General features: G+C 71.9%; 20 protein-coding genes and 1 riboswitch. Of the genes, 12 read left to right on the top strand and 8 right to left on the bottom strand.

The features are described from left to right. The first annotated feature begins 49 nt into the window (after positions 1–49). From ABD481_RS08135 to ABD481_RS08125, 3 genes are read left to right on the top strand one after another with little or no spacing between them, the layout of a single operon-like run. A complete protein-coding gene (locus ABD481_RS08135) occupies positions 50–490 on the top strand; it encodes an RNA polymerase sigma factor (RefSeq protein ID WP_344665097.1) in 441 nt (146 codons plus the stop codon). After that, positions 487–948, top strand: a complete 462-nt coding sequence (locus tag ABD481_RS08130; RefSeq protein WP_344664932.1) for a hypothetical protein — start codon at positions 487–489, stop codon at positions 946–948. Before ABD481_RS08135 ends, ABD481_RS08130 begins: the two co-directional genes overlap by 4 nt. Positions 949–952: 4 nt before the next feature. Further along, positions 953–1,387: a hypothetical protein gene (locus tag ABD481_RS08125; protein ID WP_344664931.1), complete on the top strand. Its 435-nt coding sequence runs from the start codon at positions 953–955 to the stop codon at positions 1,385–1,387. 60 nt (positions 1,388–1,447) lie between these two features. On the opposite strand, the gene ABD481_RS08120 is transcribed toward ABD481_RS08125, so the two are convergent. Both ABD481_RS08120 and ABD481_RS08115 read right to left on the bottom strand, forming a co-directional pair. Continuing rightward, on the bottom strand, positions 1,448–2,356 hold the full coding sequence (locus ABD481_RS08120; protein WP_344664930.1) for an alpha/beta fold hydrolase: 909 nt from the start codon (positions 2,354–2,356) through the stop codon (positions 1,448–1,450). Positions 2,357–2,502: 146 nt separating this feature from the next. Next, entirely contained in the window at positions 2,503–3,825 is a 1,323-nt protein-coding gene (locus tag ABD481_RS08115; RefSeq protein WP_344664929.1) for a glycoside hydrolase family 18 protein, read from the bottom strand. A gap of 306 nt (positions 3,826–4,131) precedes the next feature. Between ABD481_RS08115 and ABD481_RS08110 the strand changes: the two genes are divergently transcribed. Beyond that, positions 4,132–6,117 (top strand): glycosyl hydrolase family 18 protein, encoded by a 1,986-nt coding sequence (locus ABD481_RS08110; protein WP_344664928.1) that lies wholly within the window; start codon positions 4,132–4,134, stop codon positions 6,115–6,117. Positions 6,118–6,316: 199 nt separating this feature from the next. On the opposite strand, the gene ABD481_RS08105 is transcribed toward ABD481_RS08110, so the two are convergent. Together ABD481_RS08105 and ABD481_RS08100 are read right to left on the bottom strand one after the other, a co-directional pair. Then, on the bottom strand, positions 6,317–6,739 hold the full coding sequence (locus ABD481_RS08105) for a DUF3151 domain-containing protein (protein WP_344664927.1): 423 nt from the start codon (positions 6,737–6,739) through the stop codon (positions 6,317–6,319). A gap of 35 nt (positions 6,740–6,774) precedes the next feature. Next, entirely contained in the window at positions 6,775–8,466 is a 1,692-nt protein-coding gene (locus ABD481_RS08100) for a sigma-70 family RNA polymerase sigma factor (RefSeq protein ID WP_344664926.1), read from the bottom strand. Between the two features lie 177 nt (positions 8,467–8,643). Here ABD481_RS08100 and ABD481_RS08095 point away from each other — a divergent pair, with 177 nt between their 5' ends. Beyond that, positions 8,644–9,924 carry an MFS transporter gene (locus ABD481_RS08095; protein WP_344664925.1) on the top strand — a complete coding sequence of 427 codons (1,281 nt, stop codon included), beginning with the start codon at positions 8,644–8,646 and terminating at the stop codon, positions 9,922–9,924. A gap of 71 nt (positions 9,925–9,995) precedes the next feature. On the opposite strand, the gene ABD481_RS08090 is transcribed toward ABD481_RS08095, so the two are convergent. Next, positions 9,996–10,475, bottom strand: coding sequence for a hypothetical protein (locus ABD481_RS08090; RefSeq protein WP_344664924.1), 480 nt, complete (start codon positions 10,473–10,475; stop codon positions 9,996–9,998). Between the two features lie 250 nt (positions 10,476–10,725). Between ABD481_RS08090 and ABD481_RS08085 the strand changes: the two genes are divergently transcribed. After that, complete coding sequence (locus tag ABD481_RS08085) at positions 10,726–13,197, top strand: beta-glucosidase family protein (RefSeq protein ID WP_344664923.1); 2,472 nt, start codon at positions 10,726–10,728, stop codon at positions 13,195–13,197. Between the two features lie 27 nt (positions 13,198–13,224). Beyond that, complete coding sequence (locus tag ABD481_RS08080; RefSeq protein WP_344664922.1) at positions 13,225–13,728, top strand: DUF4265 domain-containing protein; 504 nt, start codon at positions 13,225–13,227, stop codon at positions 13,726–13,728. A 45-nt stretch (positions 13,729–13,773) separates the two neighbouring features. Here ABD481_RS08080 and ABD481_RS08075 read toward each other — a convergent pair whose 3' ends face one another. Together ABD481_RS08075 and ABD481_RS08070 are read right to left on the bottom strand one after the other, a co-directional pair. Further along, a complete protein-coding gene (locus tag ABD481_RS08075) occupies positions 13,774–13,977 on the bottom strand; it encodes a hypothetical protein (RefSeq protein WP_344664921.1) in 204 nt (67 codons plus the stop codon). Further along, entirely contained in the window at positions 13,974–14,705 is a 732-nt protein-coding gene (locus ABD481_RS08070; RefSeq protein ID WP_344664920.1) for a COG4280 domain-containing protein, read from the bottom strand. The genes ABD481_RS08075 and ABD481_RS08070 overlap by 4 nt, the downstream gene beginning before the upstream one ends. Before the next feature lie 139 nt (positions 14,706–14,844). On the opposite strand from ABD481_RS08070, the gene ABD481_RS08065 reads away from it, so the two are divergent. From ABD481_RS08065 to erm, 3 genes are all read left to right on the top strand, one after another. Next, complete coding sequence (locus ABD481_RS08065; protein WP_344664919.1) at positions 14,845–15,789, top strand: cobalamin biosynthesis protein; 945 nt, start codon at positions 14,845–14,847, stop codon at positions 15,787–15,789. Positions 15,790–15,835: 46 nt separating this feature from the next. Beyond that, positions 15,836–15,973, top strand: a riboswitch (adenosylcobalamin (AdoCbl) riboswitch). A 21-nt stretch (positions 15,974–15,994) separates the two neighbouring features. Beyond that, entirely contained in the window at positions 15,995–19,798 is a 3,804-nt protein-coding gene (cobN, locus tag ABD481_RS08060) for a cobaltochelatase subunit CobN (protein ID WP_344664918.1), read from the top strand. A gap of 212 nt (positions 19,799–20,010) precedes the next feature. Further along, complete coding sequence (erm, locus tag ABD481_RS08055; protein WP_344664917.1) at positions 20,011–20,841, top strand: 23S ribosomal RNA methyltransferase Erm; 831 nt, start codon at positions 20,011–20,013, stop codon at positions 20,839–20,841. An 86-nt stretch (positions 20,842–20,927) separates the two neighbouring features. Here the strand turns inward: erm and ABD481_RS08050 are convergent, their stop codons facing one another. Further along, positions 20,928–21,356 carry a nuclear transport factor 2 family protein gene (locus tag ABD481_RS08050; protein WP_344664916.1) on the bottom strand — a complete coding sequence of 143 codons (429 nt, stop codon included), beginning with the start codon at positions 21,354–21,356 and terminating at the stop codon, positions 20,928–20,930. A gap of 104 nt (positions 21,357–21,460) precedes the next feature. On the opposite strand from ABD481_RS08050, the gene ABD481_RS08045 reads away from it, so the two are divergent. Together ABD481_RS08045 and ABD481_RS08040 are read left to right on the top strand one after the other, a co-directional pair. Beyond that, positions 21,461–22,045 carry a TetR/AcrR family transcriptional regulator gene (locus tag ABD481_RS08045; RefSeq protein WP_344664915.1) on the top strand — a complete coding sequence of 195 codons (585 nt, stop codon included), beginning with the start codon at positions 21,461–21,463 and terminating at the stop codon, positions 22,043–22,045. 103 nt (positions 22,046–22,148) lie between these two features. Next, a complete protein-coding gene (locus tag ABD481_RS08040) occupies positions 22,149–23,957 on the top strand; it encodes a gamma-glutamyltransferase family protein (protein WP_344664914.1) in 1,809 nt (602 codons plus the stop codon). Positions 23,958–24,003: the final 46 nt, after the last annotated feature.

Here is a 24,003-nt window from a genome sequence, read left to right as displayed (position 1 = left end):
CGACGCGGTGCGGTGGGTGCGGGCCGCCCAGCGCGGCGACCCGCTGGCCATGACCCGCCTGCTCGACGAGCTCACCCCCTACGTCGGCCGCTTGTGCGCCCCGATCGCGCTCGCCGACGGTCCGGACGCCGCGCAGGAGGCGCTGATCGCGGTGTTCCAGAACCTGCGGAGCCTGCGCGAACCGGCGGCGCTGTACGGCTGGGTCCGCCGGATCGCGGTCCGCGAGGCGGTGCGGGTGGCGCAGCGCAACGCCCGCCAGCAGCCCGCCGAACTGGCCGAGATCCCGGCGCCGGGGAGTGCGGAGCTGGCGGTGGACGTGCAGGACGTCCTGGACCGGTTGTCCCCGGAGCACCGCGCCATCCTCATGCTGCGCGAGGTCGAGGGCTTGGACGAGCGCTCCGCCGCCGAAGTCCTGGCGGTGTCGGCGGGCACCGCGAAATCACGGCTCAGCCGAGCGAAATCGGCGTTTCGGAAGGCGTGGGACTCATGACCGGAACCCCGGCCGGCTGGCCGGTCGCCGACCTGGACCCGGTGCGCCGGATGCGGGTCCTGGCCTCGGCGCTGCCCGGCGGCGGGTTCGCGCAGGCCCGGATCGCCGCGCCCTTCGACCGGGTCTGGGGCTACCTGGCCGACCTGGACCGCAGCGTCCCCGAGCTGATCGGCTTCATCCGCCGCTTCGAGCTCCGCGCCGACGGCACCGCGCTGGCCACCGGCCTGGTCGGCAACCGCGGCCGCTTCGACGTCGACCTGCGCGACGGCTGGTGCGTCATGCAGGACCGCTTCGTGGTCGGCGGTTTCGCTGCGGTCTCGGACGGCGAGGCGACGCTGCTCGCCGCCTGCGGGGCCGTGCGCACGCGCGGCGTGCGCCGGATCGCGCCGCTGGTGTTCGGGGACCGGACCGTTCGCAGCACACTGGCGAAGGTCCGGCACCGGGTCGAGCTATCGTGATCCGATGGGCCTGACATCGCTGCGCCTGACAGGCGGCCGCTCCATAGACCTCATCTCGATCGAGGCGTCCCGCACCTACGGCGGCTTCCTCGAAGGCTTTCCCACGGCGGAGATCAACGACCACAGCCTGAAGCGCCTGCGCGAGCACCTCGCACACCGCTACTCCCACATGGGCGTCCACATCATCGATCCGCCGCGCAAGATCGTGTCCCCGGCGCGCGGTCCCCGCGACGAGCCCGAGGAGCTGCTCCCGCCGATCAAGTGCATCGGCGTGTTCCACAGCTCCCCGATCGATCCCGCCCGCGACGACGGCTTCGGCATCTCGATGCTGGTCATCGCCTGGTTCCAGTTCGAGCTCGACCTGCCGTTCGCGGCCGCCGCCCGCGCCGACCTCGCCGCCGTCGCGTGGGACGAACTGGCGCGCGACGGCGACCTGTGACTGACGGACACAGGCACGGCGGACGCCGGCTATAGCGCTCGCCACCGATATCAGGCGATATCAGGACACGAACCTCAGCACCTCCTCGGCGACCGCCTCCGGCCGCTCCTGGGGCAGCAGGTGCCCGGCCCCCGGGACCACCACCACGCGCAGGTCGTCCGCGTGCCGCTCGCCGCCCTCCAGCACCGGCGGCGGGATCACCACGTCGCGCTCGCCGCCGATGATCAGCGTCGGCACCGTCAGACGCGCCTTGCGGTAGCGGCCGCGCGGGTGGCCGAAGATCTCCTGCCACACATAGGCCGCGTTCACCTGCTCCCCGGCGCGCGCGTGCCCGGGATCGCGCATCAGGTCCGTGTAGACGCGGAGGTCCTCGCGTTCCCACAGATCGGGATCGCCGGACCAGTGGCGGAGCAGGAACCCCGCGAAGCCGGTGCGGCGCAGCACGAGCCGGCCCAGCGGCGGGTGCTCGACGAAGGCCGTGTGCCACATCCGCCACAGGTTCGGCAGTACGCGGCGGTGCGGTGGCCACATGTGGGTCATGTTCACCGACACCAGGGCACTTACTCGCTCCGGATGCCTGAGCGCGGCGGCGAACCCGACCCAGCCGCCCCAGTCGTGGCCGACGATCGCGGCCCGCCCGATGCCGAGCTCGTCGAGGACCGCGATCACGTCGTCGGCCAGACTCCCGGTGCCGTAGCCGTGCCGGGCGGCCTCGGTCCAGCCGAAGCCGCGCAGATCGACGGCCAGGACCCGGTGCCGGGCGGCCAGCAGCGGCATCACGTGCCGCCAGGCGTACCAGTGCTGCGGGAAACCGTGGACGAGCACGATCGGCGTGGCGTCCTCGATACCAGCGGCGGTGCCGGTCTCGGCGACGTGGAATCGCACGCCCCGCGCGGTCACATAGCGGTGCCGGACGCCCGGGACCTGCGGCATCGGGTACGGCGACGGGGCCGGAGATGGAACAGACACGACAGACAAGGGTGACCCCTCCAGTTTTCGACTGCGGTGGATGCTGTCGAGTCGAAGAGGGGCCACCCTGTCTATTCGTTCCCGGTGAGGATCGGGAACAAGTATGTGAGCTGCGTCACGTACCGTCGTGGATCATCAGCGGACTGTCACTGCGCCAGGCCGAAGGCGTTCACCAGCTGCCCGTCGGCGGTGTCGCCCTCCAACGACCACGTCATGTCGCCGCGCAGACCCAGGGCCTTGATGAACAGGACCTTGTCACGGATGCTCTGCGGGTCGTCGAAGGTCCAGTACGTCTTGGTCGCCGGGTCGTACTTGTAGGCGGCGCGGGAGAAGGGGTCGTGGTGCACCGTCCCGGGCTGCGCCGCGATCTGGTTGTAGTTGACGTCCGCTGCCACGCCGGTCGCGCTCTGGAAGAGGCCGTCGTTGTGCGGGCCGGGCGCGACGCCGGTCCAGCCGTGCGCGTAGAACGGGATGGAGACGGCGATCTTGCGCGGGCTGGCGCCGTGCGCGAGGTAGTTGGCGACCACCTCGGCGACCGAGATCTCGCCGTTGTCCGGGTACGGGTTCGACCGGGTCGGGCGCGGCGCCGGGTCGAACGGCGACGGGAACAGGTTCGACTGCGACTCCGTCGGGCCGGTGGTCTCCCACGGGCCGTTGAAGTCGAAGGTCATCACGTTCATCCAGTCCACGATCTTGGAGATCGGGCCGACCTCGATCTTGGAGACCTTCTCCGCGCCGGACGGGGTGTCGGCGGTGAGCAGGTAGTGCTTGCCGCCGGCCGCCGCGCCCGCCGCGTCGAGCTGCTTGCGCAGCTCGGCGAGCAGCAGCGTGAAGTTGTGGGTGTCCTGCGGGCCGTGCGGGTTGCCGTTGCCGACCTCGTTCGGGTACTCCCAGTCGATCGCGATGCCGTCGAAGATCCCGGCGGCCGCGCCCGGGGCGACGCCCGGCAGGTTGCCGTTGATGTACATGTCGATGCAGGACTGCGCGAACTTGGCGCGGGACTCCGGCGTCGCGGCGGCGGCCGAGAAGTTCGTCGACTCCGACCAGCCGCCGACCGACATCACGATCTTGAGATCGGGGTATGCCTTCTTGAGCTCCTGCAACTGGTGGAAGTTGCCGGCGACCGGCTGCGTCCAGGTGTCGGACGTGCCGTCGACCGAGTTCGCGCCGTCGATCGGCTTCTGCCAGTCCGCCCACGCGTCGGCGCTGGCGCACGTGCCGTCCGGGGCGATGTTGGAGAAGGCGTAGTCGATCTCGGTGAGCTTGTGCACGGCACCGGAGGTGACCAGGTTCTTCGTGTAGTACCCGGAGTAGACGCCCCACTGGGTCATGTACCCCACGGAGACTTTGGAGGTGTCGGGGGCCGCGTGCGCGTTCGCGGGGCCGGCGGCGGCGATCGGGGCGATCGCGAGGCTCAGAACGGCCGCCGCGGCGAGGGCGGTCCGGCGGTGGTGGGAGGGGCGGCTCATGGGGCTCCTCGAAGATGACGAGAGGGGTCTAGACCAGCCTGGCGTGCGCAATGGTCCTCGTTGCGAACCTTGCGGTCAAGGGCTTCCCGCTAGGTTTTACGTTTCTCTGACCTGGGGCTCCATATTCATGGTCTAATCCAGTTGGTTTAGACCTTGGTCTAGACCTCACGCTTGACAGTCCTCGATGACAGCAGTACTTCTTCGCTGAGACACCCGATCCGTTTTTGGCGGCGCCGCCCAGCGGATCAGCTCCATGCGCCAACCCTTCACGTCCGAATCCTCCCGCCACAGGAGAGTGCGAAAGGCATGAGAGCGTCACGAAGATCAGCCCTGACCGCGGTGTTGGCCTCCGCGGTCATCGTCGCGGGTGCGACCGCCGCCATCGGCGTCGGTTCCACCCCGGCCGCCGCCGCCCACACCAACACCACCGGGGTGGCGGCCACTTCCGGAGGACTCAAGGTCGCCTACTTCGACCAGTGGTCCATCTACCAGAACGCGTACTACCTCAAGAACGTCGACACCTCCGGTGCGGCGTCCAACCTGGACTACCTGCTCTACGACTTCGAGAACATCGACCCCACCAACCTGACCTGCTTCGAGACCACCAAGGCGACCACCCCGGACCCCGGCGGGGAGGACGACCCGAACGCCGGTGACGGCGCCGGCGACTCCTTCGCCGACTACCAGAAGTCCTTCGACGGCTCGATCAGCGTCGACGGCACGGCCGACGCCTACGGCATGCCGATCGTCGGCAACTTCCACCAGCTGCAGGAGCTCAAGAAGAAGCACCCGAACCTGAAGGTGCTGCTGTCGCTGGGCGGCTGGACGTACTCCAAGTACTTCTCCGACGTGGCCAAGACCGACGCCTCGCGGAAGAAGTTCGTCTCCAGCTGCATCGACATGTTCATCAAGGGCAACATCCCGTCGCAGGGCGGCTACGGCGGTACGGGCACCGCCAAGGGCATCTTCGACGGGTTCGACATCGACTGGGAGTACCCGGGGTCGGCCGGCGGCCACACCGGGAACCACTACGCCGCCGCGGACAAGCAGAACTACACCGCTCTGCTTCAGGAATTCCGGACCGAGCTGAACGCTCAGGGGTCAGCTGACTCGAAGACCTACGCGCTGTCGGCGGCGCTGCCCTCCGGCCAGGACAAGATCTCGGCGGGCATCGAGACGCAGAACGTCGGCAACATCCTGACGTTCGGCGACGTCATGACCTACGACATGCACGGCGCGTGGGACAAGACCGGGCCGACGAACCACCAGGCGCCGATCTACAGCGCCCCGGGCGACCCCATGTCGAACGTGCCGCCGGGCAACGCCAAGTACAACCTCGACGAGGCGATCAAGGCGTTCACGGTCGGCGACTCGTCGTACGGCATACCAGGCGGGTTCCCAGCGAACAAGATCAACGTCGGGATCCCGTTCTACTATCGGGGCTGGACCGGGGTACCGGCCGGCAGCTCGCACGGCCTGTACCAGAGCGCGACGGGCCCCGCTGCGGGGGCGCCGTTGTCCGGGAACGTGCCGGGTGTGCACATGTACAAGGAACTGTCCGGGATCGTGGACAACCCGGCGGACACCTTCTACGACCCGGTGGCCATGGCCGCGTACTACTACAACGGGACCGACTTCTGGAGCGGCGAGTCCGTCCAGTCGATCCAGGCCAAGGCTGACTACGTGCACTGCAACGGCCTGGCCGGCGCGATGATGTTCTCGATGTACGACGGTGCGGACGTCTTGTTCAACAAGGCGGTCTCGGCGATCAACGGCTCGGCGGCCTCGTGCCCCACCGGCCCGCCGACCACGTCCTCCTCGTCGCCGTCGACGTCGCCCAGCACCTCGCCGAGCACGTCGCCGAGCACGTCGCCGTCGACCTCGCCGAGCACCTCGCCCAGCACGTCGCCGTCGACCTCCCCGTCGACGTCCCCGTCGTCGCCCGGCTGCACCGCGGCCCCATGGAGCTCCTCGACCGCCTACAGCGGTGGCGCGATCGTGTCCTACAACGGGCACACCTGGACCGCCAAGTGGTGGACCCAGGGCGACATCCCGGGCCAGAACTCGCAGAGCGTCTGGCAGGACAACGGCGCGTGCGGTCCCCCGACCACGCCGCCTCCGGGCACCTGCAGCCTGCCGCTGTGGCAGGCCGGCACCGCGTACAGCGGTGGCGCGGTCGTGCAGTACGGCACCCCGGCCCACAAGTGGACCGCCAAGTGGTGGACCCAGGGCGACACCCCCGGCAGCAACACCGCCGGTGTGTGGACCGACGGCGGTGTCTGCACCAGCTAGGCGTCCGCCGGCGCTAGGTGTCTCCACCAGCTAGGGCGCGCCTGCGTTGTGCCGGGGCGCCCTGGCTGACGGCGCGCAGCCCGGAACCGTGTGCCACCGCGGTTCCGGGCTTTTTCCGAACGTGCCGCCGTTCCGCCGGTCCTCCCTGGACGGGACGGCGGCGCCGGTGTTTTTTGGGATCAGCCGCGATCAGCCAGGATCAGCCGCGCAGGGCCTTGTACGCCTCGGGGTCGCTGTCGCCGAGGAACGTGGCGCACCGCTCGGCCTCCTCGGTCTCGCCGATCCGCGCGGCTGCCAGCCCGAGCGCGTTGAGCGCGCGCAGGAAGCCGCGGTTGGACTCGTGCGACCACGGCACCGGACCGTGGCCCTTCCAGCCGTTGCGGCGCAGCAGGTCCAACCCGCGGTGGTAGCCGGTCCGGGCATAGGCGTACGCCGCGACCGAGCCGTCGAGCGAGTCGTCACCGGCCAGCGCGGCCTCGGCCAACGCCGCCCAGCCGACCGGCGTGGCCGGGTTCGCGGCCGCCACCTCGGCCGGCGCGGTGCCGGCGGCGAGGGCCTCGCGGGCGGTGGAGTCGTCGGGCAGCAGGGTCGGCTGCGGGGCTTCGAGGAGGTCCTTGTGCATGGCTAGAGGCTACCGGGGGGTGGGGGCGGAGGGGGTCAGGCGGTGGCCTGGGTGTCCTGGGGGTCTTCGTTCTGGGGGGAGTGGCGGGTCTGGTGGCCGGGGTGGTCCGGTTGATCGTGCTTGCCCTGATGGTCCTGGTGGTCCTGGTGGTCGTCACGCCGGTGCGAATGCCGGTGCTTTCTGTGGTCGCAGGCCGGATCCCACTGCGCGTCGATGAGGAAGCCGAGGTCTTCGTGGTCGGGGTGGTGGGGCCACGTGCAGATCGGGTCGGGCTGCTTCGGGGGGTCGGGTTTGCGGTCCGGTTCCGAGGTCCGCGGGATGGGCGCGGGGGTGGGGACCGGTGGTGGGGGCGTCGGCGTCGGGGTGGGCTTTGGCGGCGTCGGCGTCGGCGTCGGCGTCGGCTTCGGGCGCGGGCGAGGCGGCGTCGGCTTCGCCACGGGCGAGCGGTGGGGTGGTGGCGGGGTCACGACCGGCGGGGGTGGTGTGGGGGTGGGCTTCGGCTTCGGGGGCAGGGCCACTGGTTTCGGCGCCGGCAGGGCCACGGCCGGGGGCGGCGCCGGCGCTACGGCCTCGTCCTGCGGAGCCGGTGTGCTGCCGCCGGACATCGCCCACGCCACGAGGGCGAGCGCGACCGCGGCCACCGTGCCGATGCTGATCGTCTGGGCCTGGCGGCTCTTGCGCAGCTGCATCAGCCAGCGGGCCATCAGGCCGCCGGCTTTCGCCGTGCCGTTGGCCGCCGCTCCTGCTGCGCCTGAGCCAGCCGTGGCGCCGGCAGCCCCGGCAGCCCCCGCCGCTCCGCCGGCAGCTCCGCCAACCGCCCCGCCAACCGCCCCACCGGCAGCGCCACCCGCCGCGCCCCCGACCACCGCCCCGGTCGTCGTCGCCGTCGTCGTGGCGACCACGCCAGTAGCCGCCGCCGCGCCCAGCGCCACCCCGGCGATGATCTTCGCCGCCGCGGCCGAGCCGAACACCAGCGGCGACAGCACCTCGGGCAGCGATTCGTTGAATCTCAGCAGTTCCAGATACAGCGCTGTGCAGTCCGCGCAGGTGTCCAGGTGCCGCTCCACCTTCGCGTGGTCGCGCGTCCCGAGCTTCCCGCGGACGAACGCCGCCAGCCGCTGTGCGTGCGGACGGCACTGCGGGACCACGGTCTCGGCCAGGTGGGCCTGCAGGAACGCCTGCCGCAGCCCCTCCCGGGCCCGGTAGGCCAGCGCCGACACCGCCGACGGCGACAGGTCGAGCAGCGGCGCCACCTGGGCCGGCGACTCGCCCTCCACCTCCAGGTGCCACAGCACGATCTGCCAGCGCTCCGGCAGGGTGTGGAAGGCCTGCGAAGTCAGCTGCCGGTCGAAGGCCTCGTCCAGCGGGTCGCGGTCCTCGCCGGTCACCGGTGCCGCGGTGACTTCGAGCTCTGCGATGTTCTCCACCAGCCGGATCCGCTTCTCCGACTCGGCCCAGTCGAACGCGGTGCGCCGCAGCGTGGTGTAGAGGTAGGCGCGGAAGGCCTCGTCCGGGCCGTTGCCGCGGTCCAGGGCGGCCAGCACCCGGGTGAAGGCCTCGGCCGCGAGGTCGTCGGCCGCCGCCTCGTCGCGCGCCAGGTGCCGCGCCACCCGCAGCGCCGCGCGCCGGTGCCGCTCGTACAGCGGACCGTAAGCCCGGCGGTCGCCGGCGCGGACCATGGCGATCAGGTCGGCGTCGGTGGGCGGACGGTCGCCGGGGACGGGCACGTGCGGGCTCCTTCGGTGGGTGGTGCGCGGTCGGGGGAAAGCCTGGACCGGCCGGCCGCGCACCGCAGCGGAATGCGGGTGGCATGTACACGTCCGGATGAACCCCGGGCCTGGGGAGGGGGAGGACCGCGCGAAATCCCCTGGCCGTTTCACACCCCGGTTCGCCAAGCTGACGCCATGGCACCGAGCACCACCCAGCGATCCGCGGACGGCGAGCAGCCTGCGAAACGGGTGGCCGAATCCCGCCGCGCGCCGCTCCGCCACGGCCAGTCGGCCCTGCTGGCCAGCCTGTTCCTGGTCGACCTCGGTGCCGCGATGGTCGCGATCGCCCTGCCGCTGCTGCTGGTCCGCGACTACGGGGTCTCCTTCGCCGTCGGGCTGACCTTCGCGATCGGGGTCCTGCCCCGCGTCGTCGCCGCGCCGTTCCTGGGCGGCCTGCTGATCCGGTACGACCCGCGCCGCATCGCGATCATCAGTGCTCTGGCCTCGGCGCCGCTGACCGCGCTGATCCCGCTGACCGACCGGATGTGGCAGTTCCAGGTGCTGAACCTGGCGGTCAACCTGTTCGGCGCGATCGCCGAGCCGTCGCGCCTGGCGCTGCGGGCCTCGACGATCGAGGCCGGCGAGGAGTTCCGCGGCAACGGCTTGTTCGTCGCCGCCGAACGCGTGCCGCGCGTGCTCGGGCCGGGGCTGGTGGGCGTGCTGGCCGGGCTCGGCCTGGGGCCGGACTGGTCGTTCCTGTTCCCGACCGCGTTCGCCGTGCTGGCCGCGCTGCTGGTGCTGCGGGTCCCGGCGGTGCCGCGCAAGCTCCCGGCCGAGCACCTCCGCCGGAACTTCCTGGCCCTGGTGGCGGCCAACACGCGGCTGCTCGTCACCACCACGTCCCGCGACCGGTTCGTCGCCGGGCTGACCGTGACCGCGGTGCCCTACGTGGTGGCGTCGAGCATCGCGCGCATCATGCTCCTGGCGATGGCGCAGACGCGCTTCGCCTCGCATCCCGGCCTGTACGGCTGGCTGCTCGGCGCGATCTCGCTCGGCGCCGTCCTCGGCGCGCTGATGAGCGGCCTGGCCGGCCGCGTCGACTACGGCACCCTCTACATAGCCGGGAACCTGATAGAAGCAGCGGTCTGGCTCGGAGTTCCCATGATCCACAATCCCTACGCGGCGTTGGTCGCCGTCTTCTGCACAGGGATCCTGGAGGCGGCGCCGACCGTGGTGTTCTTCGCCGAGGTCCAACGCCGCCTGAGCCCGGAGCTACTCGGCTACTTCTACGCCGCCACGATGCCGTTGATCGACGCCGCGGCCACCGCCGGCTACCTGCTCGGCGGCGTGCTGATCAAGCACGGGGTGACACCGTCGGGCTGGTGCGTGGCGCTGCTGATGGCCGTGCCGGTGCTGGCGACGATGCGCTGGTATCGCGTGCCGCCGCCGGAGACGGTCCTGGTGGCAGCCGCGTAGCGCTGGCTGCGCAAGCTGTTGCTGCGGTTCCGCAGACTGTTGCCCCGCTTTCGCAAGCTGTTGCCTCGGTTTCACAAGCTGCTCGCGCGCGGCGGTTCCGACAGCACCGACAGCAGCGCCCCGGACGGCGTCCACCGCCCCGCCGCCCCGCCCGGCGGGACCAGCCAGTGCAGCCACCCCCGCCACGGCACCAGCGGCGGCAGCGTCGCCGTCGACCCCTGCCCCCCGACCCGCACGCCGAGTTCGCTGCCCGACCGGCTGGCCCATTCGCACAGCGCCACGCTGTCCGGGTCCGCCGTCCGGGGCGTCGGCCCGGGCGTGCTGTGCGGCGACGGCGCCACCAGGAATCCCACCCGCATCACCGACCGGCGGGAGTCGGCGACGACGGGTCCGAGCCGCACTCTCCGGGCCCGCAGCGCCGCGATCGCCGCGTGCCCGACGGCCGCCGGCATACTCACCAGGTCGAAGGCCTGTCCCACCGCCACAGTCAGCGGTTGGGCGGGGTCGGTGTAGAGCCCCCGTAATTCGGCCCGGCCGTTCTCGGATCCCATCGTCGCCTCCCTCGTGCGGGACCGCGGTACGGCGGCCCCATACAGAAAGAGACGCCCCTCCCCGGGATCCATGACGCGAGTTTGTGCGGTGATCTGAAGATCAGGTCTCTGAGGGCGGCTCGGGCGGCTCGGGCGGCGGCGGCTCCGCGTGCTCGTGCTCGGCGATGCGCGCCAGGCAGGCGCCCCGGTAGCTGTTAGCGTCCGAAGCGGCGCAGACGACCGGTGCGAAAGGTGCGAAGGAGCACGTGGCATGGACGAGAACAAGCCCGCCGACCTCAAGGACCTGATCCACCGCCTCACGCTGGAGCAGAAAGCCGCCCTGCTGACCGGCGAGGACTTCTGGTCCCTGCCCGCCGTCCCGGAGATCGGCCTTCGCAAAGTACTGCTCTCCGACGGCCCGGCCGGCGTCCGCGGCACCTCCTGGGACGAGCGCGACCCCTCTCTGCTGTTCCCCAACCCGACCGCCCTGGCCGCCACCTGGGACCCGGGCCGGGCCCGCCAGGCCGGCGCGCTGATGGGCGCCCAGGCCAGGGACAAGGGCGTGGCCTGGCACCTGGCGCCGAACGCGAACCTGCACCGCAGCCCGCTCGGCGGCCGGCACTTCGAGTGCTGCTCCGAGGACCCGCTGCTGACCGCGGAGATCGTCGCCGGATTCGTCGAGGGCGTGCAGAGCGCCGGCGTCGCCGCCACCGTCAAGCACTACATCGGCAACGAGTCCGAGACCGACCGCATGACCTACGACGCCGAGATCGACGAGGCGACGCTGCACAAGGTCTGCCTGCCGCCGTTCGAGGCCGCCGTGCGCGCCGGCGCCTGGTCGGTGATGGCCGCCTACAACGCCGTCGGCGGCGTCACAATGACCGACAACGGACCGCTGCTGACCGGTCTGCTCAAAGACCGCCTCGGGTTCGACGGCGTGGTGGTCTCCGACTGGTTCGCCACCCGGTCCACCGCGGCCTCGGCGCTCGCCGGGCTGGACGTGGTCATGCCGGGGCCGCAAGGGCCGTGGGGTGCGGCGCTGGTCGACGCGGTGCGCGCCGGTGAGGTCCCCGAGGCGGTGCTCGATGACAAGGTACTGCGAATCCTGCGGCTCGCGTCGCGCACAGGATGTCTTGACGGCCTCGACAGCCCGACAGAGAAGACCGCCACCCCCGCCGCCACGCCGGACGATGCCGAAGCCCAGCTCCGCGACCTCGCCGCCCGGGCCATGGTGGTCCTGCGCAACGAGCCCGTCGGCGCGGCGCCGCTGCTGCCGCTGGATCCCGGCACGCTGTCCCGCGTCGCGGTCATCGGGCCCAACGCCTCGCACCTCACCGCTCAGGGCGGCGGCTCCGCGCACGTGAACCCCGCGCACGTCATCAGCCCTCTGACCGGCCTGAGCGCGGCCCTCGGCCCGAGCGTCACGATCGATCACGCCGAAGGCGTCCACACACAGCGGCTCCTCGCGCCGATCACCGCGCAGACCGCGACCGATCCGGAGACCGGCCATCCAGGACTGCGCGTGGACTTCCTGGACGCGGCCGGTGCCATCCTCGGCAGTGAACTGCGAAAGACCTCGCGCTTCGTGTTCATGGGCGGCCTGCCCGTGGGAACCAGCGGAATCCGCGTGCGGGCCGACCTCGCCGTCACCGAGACCGGGAAACATCAGTTCTCTGTCTCCGGCATCGGCAAGTTCCGCCTGACGGTCGGCGCCGAGCCCACCGCCGAACTGACGATGACGCCGAGCGAGGACGGCGACATCGTCGAAGGCCTGGTGAAACCGCCGGAGCACCGGATCGCCGTCGATCTGGAGGCGGGAACCGGCGTCCGCGCCGAGGTGGTCGCGCTGGTCGACCCCGGCCTGCCGATCGCGATGTTCGGACTCCACTCCGAGGCGCCCGGGTCCGGAGCCGACGAGTTGTTCGCGGCCGCCGTGGCGGCGGCGCGCGCGGCGGACCTGGCGATCGTCGTCGTCGGCACCACCGACGAGGTGGAGAGCGAGGGCTTCGACCGCGCCGATCTGAAGCTGCCCGGACGGCAGGACGACCTGGTCGCGGCGGTGGTCGCGGCCAACCCGCGCACCGTGGTCGTGGTGAACGCCGGGGCGCCGGTGGAGATGCCGTGGCGGGAGCGCGTGCCGGCGCTGCTGTGGGCGTGGTTCCCGGGACAGGAAGGCGGCCACGCGATCGCCGACGCGCTGACCGGCGCGGTGGAGCCCGCCGGTCGGCTGCCCACGACGTTCCCGAAGACCGCCGCCGACGCTCCCGTGCTGTCGACGCGGCCGGTCGACGGCACGATCAGCTATCGCGAGGGCTCGCTGGTCGGGTATCGCGGTTATGAGAAGGCTGACACCGTCCCGGCGTTCCCCTTCGGCCACGGGCTCGGCTACACCACCTGGTCCTATGAGGACATCACCGCCGCGGTCACCGATTCGGGGGACATCGAGGTCCTGGTGCGGGTCCGGAACACCGGCGCCCGGATCGGGCGCGAGGTGGTGCAGATCTACCTGACCGGCGAGGGCGTCGACAGGGCCGATCCCCAGCGTCTGGTCGGGTTCGGCGCGACGCTCGCGGCGCCGGGCGAGATCGCGACCGTCCCGATCACCGTCCCGGCCCGCGTACTGGCGCGCTGGGACGCCGACGCGCACGGCTGGCGGGTGCGCGGGGGTCCGCGAGCGCTGATCGCGTCCCGGTCGGCGGCCGATCCGCGGCTTCGCACGCGGGTGGAGGTGGCCGACGGCTGAGGGCGCCGTGATGAGATGCTGGAAGGCGTGATCGTCGACGAAGGGGCTGGCAGGCCCGAGGCCGAGATGGTGAAGGTGGTCTTCAAGCTGCACCAGGACGAGACGGGATGGCCGCCGGCCGGCTCCGAGCGGCTGTGGGCGGTCAGCCTCGGGGACGATCTGGCCCGGCTCGACAATGTCCCGTTCTTCGTGCGCGGATACGCGATGGGCGATGTCGTGCGGTTCGCCACCGACCGCGCCGGGGTGCATTGGGTGCAAGAGGCCGTGCGGTACTCCGACAACTGCACGATCCGCATCATGCCCGGGGAGGGCGGCGGCCGGGACGAGGTGCGGCAGGCGGTGCTGGACGCGTTCGCGCCCTACGGGGTCACCGGCGAGGGGATCGCGCGGTTCGGCATGGTGGCTTTGAACGTGCCCGGCGCGGTCGACGTGGCGTCGGTGAAGAAGCTGCTGGAAGAGGGCGAGGAAGACGGCCGGTGGGAGTTCGAGGAGGGGTGCGTGACCGAGGCGTGGCGGACGGCCGGACGCTGAGTCCGCTGAGTCCCGTGCTGAGGCTCGCGCTGAGTCCGGGTCCTGCTATTTCTTGCTGCGGACGGCCCGCGCCAGCGTCGTCACCAGCGCGAGGGTGACGACGACCGGGAGCAGCCACCACGAAGCCGTGGTGCGCGTACTGAGGACGGCGGTCCCGGCGAGACCGGCGACGACGAGGACGGCGACCAGCGGATCGTCGCCGACGACGAACTCGTACCAGAAGGCACCGAAGGCCTTGAGTTTGTTCATGCGGCGCGCCTCCTGCGCAGGAGCCAGGTCGCGGCGGTGGCGACGGCCAGCACGTAGGCGACGACGACCGGCAGCGCCGCGTCGCCGCCGGGCCAGTCGGCGCCCGCACCCTCGGCTCCCCAGAAGATGCCGAAGCCGGTGAGCATCACGCCGACCGCGAACTTCATGGTGTTCTCCGGGACGCGCGCCAGCGGTGCTTTCAGGACCGCGCCGGCCGCCGCCACCACCAGCACGGCGGCGACGGCCGCCAGCGCCGCGAGCGGGATGTCGTGCTGGTTGGCGCCGAACGTGAGGGCGATGAAGGCCACCTCCAGACCCTCCAGGGTCACGCCCTTGAAGGAGAGGGTGAAGGCGTACCAGTCGTCGACGAGCGGCTTCTTGGTCGCCGTGGCCTGCTCCGCCGCGGCGATCTGGCGGCGGTAGGCGGCGGCTTCGTCGCGCAGGTCCTTGTAGCCGGAGGCCCGCAGGATCGCCTTGCGGATCCACTGGAGGCCGAAGGTCAGCAGCAGGCCGCCGACCACGAGGCGCAGGGCTTTGAGGGGGAGGACGGTCAGCGCCGGGCCCAGGGCCGCCACCACGACGGCGAGCAGGAGCAGGCCCGCCGCGACGCCTTGCAGGGCGGGCCGCCAGCCTCGGGTGATACCGACGGCGAGCACGATGGTGAGGGCCTCCACGGCTTCGACCGCGCAGGCCAGGAAGACCGACAGCAGCAGGAAGGCTGTTCCCACGGGGTCAATGTAGCTTGTCGGGTCCGTTGACAACGTCAATCCGGTCGGGTCGATTCGGTCGGGTCGATCCGGTCACGGCGCGTCACGTCAATCCGGCGACGGCGCGCCGTAGGCAGCGCGGCGTCGCTAAGTTGTGCGCATGCGATCTTCTTCCCGTGCTGTGGGCCTGGCGCTCGGCTTCGCGGCCGACTGGTATTTCGCCGATCCGCGCCGGGGGCACCCGGTGGCGGGGTTCGGCCGGGCCGCGTCGGCGTTGCGAAAGACGATGTATGCCGATTCGCGCGGTGCGGGGGTCGGGTACGCGGGCGCGTTGGTGGCGGGCGCTGCTGCCGTGGGGGGCGTCGCGGAGCGGATGGGGCGCGGGCGGCCGGTGACACAGGCCGCGTTGACCGCGCTGGCGACGTGGACGGTGCTCGGGGGGACGTCGTTGCGGCGGGAGGCGACGGCGATCGGGTCGTTGCTCAGCGCGGGTGACGTGGAGGCGGCGCGCGAGCGGCTGCCTCATTTGTGCGGGCGGGATCCGAGCAAGCTGGACACCGACGAGATCGCGCGGGCGGTCGTCGAGTCCGTGGCGGAGAACACGTCCGACGCCGTGGTGGCGCCGTTGTTGTGGGGTGCGGTGGCGGGGATTCCCGGGCTGCTGGCGTATCGGGCGGCGAACACGCTCGACGCGATGGTCGGGTACCGGAACGAGAAGTATCTGAACTTCGGATGGGCCGCCGCGCGGTTGGATGATGTGCTCAACTACCTTCCGGCCAGGTTCACGGGCGCGGCCACGGTGGTCAGTGCGCCGGCGATCCTCGGGAGCCCTCGGCGGACTCTCAAGGTGCTGCTTCGCGACGGCGGTCGACACCCGAGTCCCAACGCCGGTCGATGCGAGGCGTCCGCCGCCGGCGCGCTGGGGCTGCGGCTCGGCGGGACCAACAAGTACGGGGACGTGGTCGAGGACCGGCCCGTGATGGGGACGGGGCGGGCGCCGCGGGTGGCCGACATTCATCGGGCCACGGCGTTGTCCGGGGTGGTGGGGGTCGTGTCGGCGGGGGTCGCGGTGCGGGTGGCTTGGGCACTGGGGCGGAAGGGGTAGTAGGCAGTAGGCGGGTACTGGCGGATAGAGGCACCCGCCCCGATCTGTCACACTGTCCCCGGACGTCAGAACCAGGAAGCCCGTGCGAATCGGGCACTGTCCCGCAACTGTGACCGCCTCTTCAGGCGGAAGTCAGGAACTGCCTGCCGTCCGTCATCATCGGCCCGAGGCGGAGCGCGGACTCCGCGAGAGGAAGTGCCGCCGCATGCCTGCGCGCGTTCTGCTGCTGTCCACCGCCGACACCGAGCTGCTGGCCGCCCACGCCTCCGGCGCGGCCTATCGCACCGCCAACCCGGCGCGCCTGGACGCCGAGTCGTTGGCGCCGCTGCTCGCCGACGCCGACGTCGTCGTGCTGCGCCTGCTCGGCGGGCATCGGCTGTGGCAATGGCTCGTCGACGCTGTTGCCGCCAGCGGCGTTCCGGCCGTCGTGCTCGGCGGCGAAGCCGTGCCGGACGCGGAGCTGATGGCGCTGTCGACCGTGCCGGGCGGCGTCGCGGCTGAGACGTTGAACTACCTCACTGCCGGAGGCCCGGGGAACCTCGGCCAGCTGGCCGCCTTCCTCGCCGACACCGTGCTCGGTGGCGGGGAGGGATTCGAGGCGCCGGCGGCGATGCCGGAGTTCGGGGTGCACGGCGCTCCCGCCGCGCCCGATGATCGCCGTCCCACGGTGGGCATCATCTTCTACCGAGCCCACGAGCTCTCGGGCAACACCGCCTTCATCGACACCCTTACCGCAGCTCTCGAAACCCGGGGCGCGGCGGCGCTGCCCATCTACTGCAACTCTCTACGCGGTCTCTCGGACCCCACTGCTCAGGGCCTCGTAGACCTGCTCGCCCCCTGTGACGCCCTCATCGTCACCGTCCTCGCGGCGGGCGGCACCACGGCGGCGGACGCCAGCGCCGGGGGCTCGGAAGAGAGTTGGGACGTCGGCGCCCTCGCGAGCCTGGACATCCCCATCATCCAAGGACTCTGTCTCACCACCTCTCGCGAGGCGTGGCAGGACTCTGACGCCGCGCTGACGCCGATGGACGCCGCGATGCAGGTCGCGATCCCCGAGTTCGACGGCCGCTTGATCTCCGTCCCCTTCTCCTTCAAGGAGCAGGGCGAAGCGGGTATCCCCATCTATGTCGCGGACGAAGAACGCGCCCAGCGTCTGGCCGGCATCGCGTATCGCCACGCCGCTCTCCGCGCGATCCCCAACGCCGAGAAGAAGCTCGCGCTGGTCTTGTCGTCCTACCCGACCAAGCATGCGCGGATCGGCAACGCGGTCGGTCTCGACACCCCCGCCTCGGCCGTCCGCCTCCTCGCGGCGCTGCGCGAGGCCGGCTACGCCGTCGGCGACTTCCCGGAGGACGGCGACGAGCTCATCCACCGCCTGATCGCCGCCGGCGGCCACGACGTGGAGTGGCTCACCGAGGACCAGCTCGCGGCGGCTCCGGCCCGGGTCCCGCTGCGCGAGTACGAGTCCTGGTTCGCGGCGCTCCCGGCCGACCTTCGGGAGGGCGTCCGGCGGCACTGGGGCGAGCCGCCCGGCTCGCTCTACGTCGACGGCGAGACCGGCGACGTCGTCCTGGCCTCGCTCCAGTTCGGCAACATCCTGCTGATGATCCAGCCGCCGCGCGGCTTCGGCGAGAACCCGATCGCGATCTACCACGACCCGGACCTGCCGCCGAGCCACCACTACCTCGCCGCCTATCGCTGGCTGGAACAGTCCTTCGGTGCGGACGCCGTCGTGCACCTCGGCAAGCACGGCACGCTGGAGTGGCTCCCCGGCAAGGGCCTGGGCCTGTCGCGCTCCTGCGCTCCGGACGCGGTCCTCGGCGAGCTGCCGCTGATCTACCCGTTCATCGTCAACGACCCCGGCGAGGGCACCCAGGCCAAGCGCCGGGCCCACGCCACGATCATCGACCACCTGATGCCGCCGATGGCCCGCGCCGACACCTACGGCGAGCTGGCGAAGCTGGAGCAGCTGCTCGACGAGTACGCGACCGTCGCCGCGCTGGACCCGGACAAGACCCCGGCGGTGCGGGCGCAGATCTGGACCCTGATCCGCGCCGCGCAGCTGCACCACGACCTGGCCGCGTTCCTGCACGGCGACGTCGACCGCCAGCCCGCCGACGACGACTTCGACGAGTTCGTGCTGCACCTCGACGGCTACCTGTGCGAGATCAAGGACGTCCAGATCCGCGACGGGCTCCACATCCTGGGCCGGGCGCCGGAGGGGGAGGAGCTGGTCGCCGACGTCCTCGCGGTGCTGCGGGCGAAGCAGGTGTTCGGCGGCGTGACCGGGGCGGTGCCGGGGCTGCGGCAGGCGCTGGCGGCGTTCGTGGGGCTGGACGAGCAGGTGCTGCTGGCCGAGCCGGGCGCGATGGTGAAGAGTCCTGAGTTGCTCGGCGAGCTCGCGGCCGCGGCCGGTTCGCAGGACCCGGCGGAGGCCGAGGTCGCGGGCGTGGCCCCGGGCCTGGCGACAGCCCCGCTGCCGGCTCCGGCCCCAGTCCCGGCGACAGTCCCGGCCTCAGCCTCAGCCCCGGCCCGCACGGCCTCGGACGTCGTCGACCTGCTCGAAACCCTCGCCCGCCGCCTCATCGAGCGCCTGGCCGCCGGCGGCTGGCAGCCGGAGCAGGCCGAGCCGGTCTGCACCGCGGTTCTCGGCACCGCCGACGCCGGCGTCGTCAGTGTCCTGACCTTCGCGGCGACCGAGCTGGTTCCCCGCCTGGCTCGCACCACCGACGAGATCACCAACCTCCTGCGCGCCCTCGACGGCCGCTACATCCCGGCCGGCCCCTCCGGCGCCCCGACCCGCGGCCTGGTCGGCGTGCTGCCCACCGGCCGCAACTTCTACTCGGTCGACCCGAAGGCCATCCCCTCCCGGAACGCCTGGGACGTCGGCCAGGCCCTGGCCGAGTCGCTGCTCGCCCGCCACCTGGCCGACACCGGCGAGTACCCGCGCTCCGTCGGCCTGACCGTCTGGGGCACGTCGGCGATGCGGACCCAGGGCGACGACATCGCCGAGGTGCTGCACTTGCTGGGCTGCCGTCCGGTGTGGGACGAGGCCTCACGGCGGGTCACAGGGTTCGAAGTCGTCCCGGTCGCCGAGCTCGGCCGTCCGCGCATCGATGTGACGGTCCGCATCTCAGGGTTCTTCCGCGATGCGTTCCCGCACGTCATCGCGCTCATCGACGACGCCGTCCAGGCGGTGGCCGAACTCGATGAGCCGCCGGCCGACAACTTCGTCCGGGCCCACGCCGAAGCCGACACCGCCGCGCACGGTGACCGCCGCCGGGCCACCACGCGCGTCTTCGGCTCGAAGCCCGGCGCTTACGGCGCCGGGCTGCTGCCGCTGATCGACGCCCGCGACTGGCGCACCGACGCCGACCTCGCCGAGGTCTACGCGGTCTGGGGCGGCTATGCCTACGGACGCGGGCTGGACGGCCGCGAGGCGCGCGGCGACATGGAGAACGCGTTCCGCCGCATCCAGGTCGCCGCGAAGAACCAGGACAACCGCGAGCACGACATCGTCGACTCCGACGACTATTTCCAGTACCACGGCGGCATGGTCGCGATGGTGCGCGCGCTCACGGGCGCGTCTCCGGCGGCGTATGTCGGCGACTCGGCGGTGCCGGAGGCGGTGCGGACCAGGACGCTCGCCGAGGAGACGCACCGGGTGTTCCGGGCCCGGGTGGTGAACCCGCGGTGGGTGGCGGCGATGCAGCGGCACGGCTACAAGGGCGCGTTCGAGCTGGCCGCGACCGTCGACTACCTGTTCGGCTACGACGCCACCGCCGGCGTGGTGGACGACTGGATGTACGAGCAGCTGGCGCAGACGTACGTGTTCGACGAGACGAACCGTGAGTTCATGCAGCGCTCGAATCCGTGGGCGCTGCGCGGGATTTCGGAGCGGCTGCTGGAAGCCGCCGAGCGCGGTCTGTGGGCCGAGCCGGAGGCGGAGACGCTGGACGGGCTGCGTCAGGTGTTCCTGGAGCTGGAAGGGGACCTCGAAGGCGAGTAGGAGCGGCGCCGAAAATAGCGCGAGATCGCCGGCCCGCGATGTTAGTGTCCCTGCTCATGTCTTGCTTCTTCTGCTCGATCATTCGGCCCCGCGCCTGACGGCGGGGTCCTGGTCGATCGCTTGATCCGCGAATCCCGCCGCACTTTCGGGTCCTCACCGGTGCGGCCGCTCTGGGCTGCCCGGCTCGATTGCGAGCTCTCGCGGAGTAAGACATGCACCACAGGCACCACCAAGACCTGCACGACCAGAACACGAACTCCCATTCCCGCTCCCAGTCCCACCCGGTCGGCGGACGCCACGAACTCGGGCAGAACTTCCTCATCGACCGCACGCTCATCGCGGCCGTCCAACGACTGGTCGCCGACGAGACCGCCGGCCCGATCGTCGAACTCGGGGCCGGGGACGGCGCGCTGACCGGGCCGCTGGCCCGCCTGGGGCGCCCGGTCACGGCGCTGGAGATCGATCCGCGGCGGGTGCGGCGCCTGCGGGACCGGTTCGGCGCCGAGGTCGCGGTCGTGCAGGCCGACGTCCTGCGCCACCGTTTCCCGGCCACGCCGCACACCGTCGTCGGGAACGTGCCTTTCCACCTCACCACCGCCATCATCAGGAAACTGATGGCAGAGCGCGGCTGGACCGATGGCGTGCTGATCGTGCAGTGGGAGGTCGCACGGCGCCGGGCCGGGGTCGGCGGGGCCAGCCTGCTGACCGCCTCCTGGTGGCCCTGGTACGGCTTCGGAGTCGACCGCCGGATCCCGGCGGCGGCCTTCCGTCCGATGCCGTCGGTGGACGGCGGGCTGCTGACGATGCGGCGGCGGGAGCGTCCGCTGGTGCCCGATCGGGAGCGCGCCGGGTATCAGGACTTTGTGCGGCGGGTCTTCCAGGCGACGGGGCGCGGGCTGGAGGAGATGATCGGGCGGGCCGCGCGGGTGGGCCGGGCCGAGCTGCGCGACTGGGCCCGGCGGAACGGGATCCCGGCCCGGGCCCTGCCGAGGGATCTGGACGCGGAGGACTGGGCCGGGCTGTGGCGGGTCGTGGGGCGCTGAGCTCAGGCGTCTGCGCAGCTCAGCGCCCGCGGTACTCAGGCGTCCGCGCAGCTCAGGCGTCGGTGAAGCTCAGCCGTCCGCGCAGCTCAGGCGTCCACGGCCTGGATCTGCTCGAACAGCGCCGCCACCCGGCGGCCGTCGCTGTAGTCGCGGGACTCGGCGATCAGGCCGTCCACGACGCGGATCACGTTCACCGACGTCAGCTCGAAGGTCTGGCCGGTCGGCACCAGCCGGCCGGCCAGCGTGAACTCCACGACCACGACCTGCGGGTCGGCGGTCTCGTGGACGGTCACGTTCCGGACCTCGTCGTAGGCCAGGTACTTCTGGAACGTCTTCATCCGCGTGCGTAGTTGGGCGTTGCCGCGGGACTCGTCCGGCACGCCGTCGGGCGAGAACGGATTGCTGATCAGGACGTCCTCGGCGTACAGGTCCGCCAGGTCGTCGCGGGTGCCCTCGGTGATGGTGCGCAGGAGCAGGTCGATCGTCTCGCGGGTGCTGCGAACGGGCTCGGACATGCGGAGCTCTCCCCTCGGAAGCAACAGGGGCGGGCGCCCCGGTTTCTCGCTGGCGACGATACGGGGCGCTCGCCCCGCTTGTCGAGGGGGATACTCTGAGCTCCATGAACGCCGACACCGCCCCGGTCGAACGCCCGCTGCGAGCCGACGCGCGCCGCAACCGCGAGCGGGTGCTGGCCGCGGCCGACGAAGCGTTCGCCCTGGAAGGGCCCGCGGTGCCTCTCGACGAGATCGCGCGGCGCGCGGGCGTCGGCGCGGGCACCGTCCACCGGCACTTCCCGACGAAGGAATCGCTGCTGGAAGCCGTCCTGGTCGGACGGCTGGAGACCATGCTGGCCGAGGTGCGGGCGGCCCTGACCGCCCCGGACTCCGGATACCTGTTCTTCGACTTCTTCCGGACCATGACGACCTACGCGCGGAACAAGATGGACCTCGCCGACGCCTTGGGGCGGCACGGGATCGACGTGATCTCCGCGACCCGGACCGTCTCCACGAGCCTCAAGGCGGCGCTCGCCGAGCTGCTGCGGCGGGCGCAGGAGGTCGGCGAGGTGCGGTCCGACATCACGGTCGACGACCTGCACGCGCTGGTCGTGGCGGCGGTGGCGGCGGTGCAGGCGGTGGCGCCGGAGGAGGCGCCGCGGGTGGGGGCGCTGGTGTCGGACGCGTTGCGGCCGCGGGGCGGTCGCTGAGCGCGTCCCCTTCGTCCCCCTCGGCCGCCCTCGTCCACTCTTGGCCGCCCTTGGCCGCCGCCGGTCCGGCGCTTAGGGTAATGGCCGGAGAAAGGGTGGGGCGATGACCGTCGACCAGACATTCACCACGCGTCCGGAGCTCAAGGGCACTTACGGGATGGTCTCCAGCACGCACTGGCTGGCGTCCGCGAGCGGGATGGCCGTCCTGGAGCGCGGCGGCAACGCCTTCGACGCGGTGGTGGCCGCCGGGTTCGTGCTGCAAGTGGTCGAGCCGCAGCAGAACGGCGCCGGAGGCGATCTGCCGGTGCTGTTCGCACGCGGCGACGACAAACGGCCGCGGGTGCTGTGCGGGCAGGGTGTGGCGCCGGCCGGGGCGACGCTGGGGCACTTCGGGGCGCTGGGGCTGGATCTGGTCCCGGGGTCGGGGTTGCTGGCGGCGGCGGTGCCGGGGGCGGTGCCGGCGTGGCTGACGCTGTTGCGTGACCACGGGACGATGGAGCTCGCCGACGTGCTCGCGTACGCGATCGGCTATGCCCGGGACGGCTACCCGGTGACGCCTGCGCTGGCGGCGGCGATCGCCGACGTGGCGCCGCTGTTCCGCGAGCACTGGACGACGTCGGCGGAGGTCTATCTGCCGAGCGGCGCGGCGCCGGAAGCCGGGTCGGTATTCCGCAATCCGGTGCTGGCGGCGACGTATCAGAGGCTTGTCGAAGCCGGGAGCGCGAGCGCTTCGCGCGATGCGCGGATCGATGCGGCGCTGGCCGCGTGGAGCCAGGGCTTCGTGGCCGAGGCGGTCGACGCCTTCGCCCGGACGGCGTGGCGGGACTCCTCGGGGGAGGAGCACGCCGGGGTGATCACGGGTGCTGACATGGCGGCGTGGCAGCCCTCTTATGAGGAGCCGGTGGGGCTGGAGTTCGCCGGACACACGGTGTTCAAGACGGCGGCTTGGGGGCAGGGGCCGGTCCTGCTTCAGCAGTTGGCGTTGCTGCGGCGGCAGGAGCGGGATCTGGTTCCGGGGACGGCGGAGTTCGCACACCGGGTGGTCGAGGGGGCGAAGCTGGCCTTCGCCGACCGGGAGGCCTGGTACGGGGACGCGGCCGACGTGCCGTTGGCGACGTTGCTGTCGGCGGAGTACAACGATGCGCGGCGGGCGCTGATCGGGGAGACGGCGTCGCTGGAGCTGCGGCCCGGTGCGCCGGACGGGCGGGCGGCGCGGATGGCGGTGCGGCCGGGGTGGGTGCCGGTGCCGAGGGATGCTTCGACGGGGGAGCCGGTGGCGGTGGGGGAGCGCGCCGAGCGTGGCACTGAACGTGGCCTCGCCGGGCGCGGCGACACCGTGCACGTGGACGTCGTCGACCGATGGGGCAACATGGTCGCGGCCATGCCGAGCGGTGGCTGGATGCAGTCCTCGCCGGTGATCCCGTCGCTCGGGTTCTGCCTGGGGACGCGGTTGCAGATGACCTGGCTGCAGGACGGCCTCCCCAGCACCCTGACACCCGGGCGGCGTCCGCGCACCACGCTGTCCCCGACGCTGGTGCTGCGCGGGGACGAGCCGGTGCTGGCGCTCGGGTCGCCGGGCGGGGATCAGCAGGACCAGTGGCAGTTGCTGTTCCTGCTGAACCACTTGCTGGGCGGCATGGATCTGCAGGCGTCGATCGACGCGCCGACGTTCCACAGCTCCCACTTCCCGGAGTCGTTCTACCCCCGGCCGGCGTATCCGGGACGGCTGGTCGCCGAGGCGCGGCTCGGCGAGGCCGTGCTGGCGGGGCTCCGCGGCCGGGGGCACGAGGTGGTGGTGTCGGGAGACTGGTCGCTGGGACGGATGTGCGTGGTCGGGCGCGACCCGGAGCGCGGGCTGCTGCGCGGCGCGGCCAATCCGCGGGGGATGATGGGCTACGCGGTGGGGCGGTAGGCCGCTGCTCGGCTGGATCTCTACCGCGCGGGTCTCTACTTACCTT

It is taken from the genome of Catenulispora yoronensis (assembly GCF_039531695.1).
In the GTDB taxonomy this organism is placed as follows: Bacteria; Actinomycetota; Actinomycetes; order Streptomycetales; family Catenulisporaceae; genus Catenulispora; species Catenulispora yoronensis.
The sequence above is the reverse complement of the archived record's forward strand: the minus strand, read 5'-3'. Positions and strand labels throughout refer to the sequence as shown.

What these genes read in the sequence shown, in the direction of transcription:
- ABD481_RS08040 (WP_344664914.1), top strand. Translation starts at nt 22,149, where the DNA reads ATGACCGTCGACCAGACATTCACCACGCGTCCGGAGCTCAAGGGCACT.
- ABD481_RS08090 (WP_344664924.1), bottom strand. Translation starts at nt 10,475, where the DNA reads ATGGGATCCGAGAACGGCCGGGCCGAATTACGGGGGCTCTACACCGAC.
- ABD481_RS08095 (WP_344664925.1), top strand. Translation starts at nt 8,644, where the DNA reads ATGGCACCGAGCACCACCCAGCGATCCGCGGACGGCGAGCAGCCTGCG.
- ABD481_RS08085 (WP_344664923.1), top strand. Translation starts at nt 10,726, where the DNA reads ATGGACGAGAACAAGCCCGCCGACCTCAAGGACCTGATCCACCGCCTC.
- ABD481_RS08105 (WP_344664927.1), bottom strand. Translation starts at nt 6,739, where the DNA reads ATGCACAAGGACCTCCTCGAAGCCCCGCAGCCGACCCTGCTGCCCGAC.
- erm (WP_344664917.1), top strand. Translation starts at nt 20,011, where the DNA reads ATGCACCACAGGCACCACCAAGACCTGCACGACCAGAACACGAACTCC.
- ABD481_RS08125 (WP_344664931.1), top strand. Translation starts at nt 953, where the DNA reads ATGGGCCTGACATCGCTGCGCCTGACAGGCGGCCGCTCCATAGACCTC.
- cobN (WP_344664918.1), top strand. Translation starts at nt 15,995, where the DNA reads ATGCCTGCGCGCGTTCTGCTGCTGTCCACCGCCGACACCGAGCTGCTG.
- ABD481_RS08135 (WP_344665097.1), top strand. Translation starts at nt 50, where the DNA reads ATGACCCGCCTGCTCGACGAGCTCACCCCCTACGTCGGCCGCTTGTGC.
- ABD481_RS08065 (WP_344664919.1), top strand. Translation starts at nt 14,845, where the DNA reads ATGCGATCTTCTTCCCGTGCTGTGGGCCTGGCGCTCGGCTTCGCGGCC.
- ABD481_RS08130 (WP_344664932.1), top strand. Translation starts at nt 487, where the DNA reads ATGACCGGAACCCCGGCCGGCTGGCCGGTCGCCGACCTGGACCCGGTG.
- ABD481_RS08075 (WP_344664921.1), bottom strand. Translation starts at nt 13,977, where the DNA reads ATGAACAAACTCAAGGCCTTCGGTGCCTTCTGGTACGAGTTCGTCGTC.
- ABD481_RS08110 (WP_344664928.1), top strand. Translation starts at nt 4,132, where the DNA reads ATGAGAGCGTCACGAAGATCAGCCCTGACCGCGGTGTTGGCCTCCGCG.
- ABD481_RS08050 (WP_344664916.1), bottom strand. Translation starts at nt 21,356, where the DNA reads ATGTCCGAGCCCGTTCGCAGCACCCGCGAGACGATCGACCTGCTCCTG.
- ABD481_RS08115 (WP_344664929.1), bottom strand. Translation starts at nt 3,825, where the DNA reads ATGAGCCGCCCCTCCCACCACCGCCGGACCGCCCTCGCCGCGGCGGCC.
- ABD481_RS08045 (WP_344664915.1), top strand. Translation starts at nt 21,461, where the DNA reads ATGAACGCCGACACCGCCCCGGTCGAACGCCCGCTGCGAGCCGACGCG.